A 1,510-nucleotide genomic window follows, 5' to 3' on the forward strand; every position below is an offset into this window, starting at 1 on the left:
TCGTGAAGGCCTGCATCTACGAACCCGAAGTCCAGCGGGCCTACGCGCAATGCGCCGAAGGGTATTCGTTCAAGGTCGATCCATGTCCGCCGAGGGACCCGGCTAAAAAGGGAATTGTCGAATCGGGCGTCAAATACGTGAAGTCGAGCTTCCTTCCTCTGCGCGAATTCCGTGATCTTGGCGACGCCAACCGGCAAGCACAATCCTGGGTGATGCACCAGGCCAGCACCCGCACGCACGGCACGACGCGCGAGGTGCCGTTCAAGCGTTTCGACGACGTCGAACAGGCACTGTTGCTGCCGCTTCCCGATGTGCCGCCCGAGCTGGCGACCTGGGCGCGCGTGAAGGTCCATCGCGACGCACATGTGCAGTTCCAGCGCGCCTACTATTCCGTGCCGTTCCGGCTAGCCGGCAAAGATCTATGGCTCAAGGCAACCGCCACCATGGTGCAGCTCTACTACGAGCACGAACTGTCGGCATCGCATGTCCGGCAGACGGCGCCGGGAACGCGTAGCACGGTGGCCGATCACATGCCACCAGCAGCACAGGCGTGGCAACTGCACGACACCCAATGGTGTCTGCGAGAAGCGAAGCGTATCGGGCCGTCCTGCCACGCGCTGGTTCACGCGCTCTTCGGCGATCAGGTCCTCATCAAGCTGCGCGCCGTACAGGGCGTGCTGCGCTTCGCCCAGCAGTTCGGCACGTCCCGTCTGGAGGCGGCTTGCCGCCGCGCGAATCACTTCGGCACGCCAAGCTACAAAGCCGTCAAGCTGATCCTGCAGAAAGGCCTCGACCAGAGCTGGCTGTCGACCGAGCCCGTCGAATCGGGCGCGACCACCTACACCCGCGGCGGGCGCTTCTGCCGCGATACCCAGACCCTCCTGATCCATTGAACATGAACCCACTTCCCGAACTCACGTCTTCCCTCAAGCAATTGCGACTGTCCGGCATCCTCGACACGCTCGAAGCGCGCAACCGTGAAGCCATCGACCGTAAGCTCGCCTATACCGACTTCCTGACGTTGCTCATCCAGGACGAGATCGCACGGCGCGATCATCGCAAGCTCGACGCCCGCATGCGCCGCGCGAACTTCCGTGGCCAGAAGACACTGGAAGGTTTCGACTTCGACCGCCTGCCGAATCTCAATCGTGCTGTCGTTCATGATCTGGCGACCTGCCGCTTTATCGATGAGAAGGTCAGCGTGCTGATCGCCGGTCCATGCGGAACGGGCAAGTCCCATCTCGCGCAGGCACTGGGCCATGCGGCCGCCCGGCAGGGACACGACGTCCTGTTCATGACCCAGACCCGGCTTCTCGGCGCATTGCGCAACGCGCAGGCTGTCGGCTCCTACGAACGGCGCTTCCAGGCGCTTGCCAAGGTGCCGCTGCTCATCATTGACTTATGTGCAGCGCGCGGTTATGTGGAGAGATCGTGCAGCAAGGCGAACCCGCCTGGTTTGAGCATGCCTTGACTGCACATAACAGGTCAGAGTCTACGCAGCCAGCCAACC

The 1,510-nt window shown here is 62.6% G+C and carries 1 protein-coding gene and 1 pseudogene; both read left to right on the forward strand.

Going from position 1 to position 1,510, the window contains the following annotated elements:
* Positions 1 to 893, forward strand: an 893-nt coding sequence (locus HV796_RS42240; RefSeq protein WP_175233545.1) for a transposase, incomplete at its 5' end; no start/stop codon positions are given.
* 2 nt (positions 894 to 895) lie between these two features.
* Positions 896 to 1,399, forward strand: a pseudogene (locus HV796_RS42245) (ATP-binding protein); the annotation flags it as partial.
* Positions 1,400 to 1,510: the final 111 nt, after the last annotated feature.

This window comes from Paraburkholderia humisilvae (assembly GCF_902859855.1).
GTDB classification, from domain to species: Bacteria; Pseudomonadota; Gammaproteobacteria; order Burkholderiales; family Burkholderiaceae; genus Paraburkholderia; species Paraburkholderia humisilvae.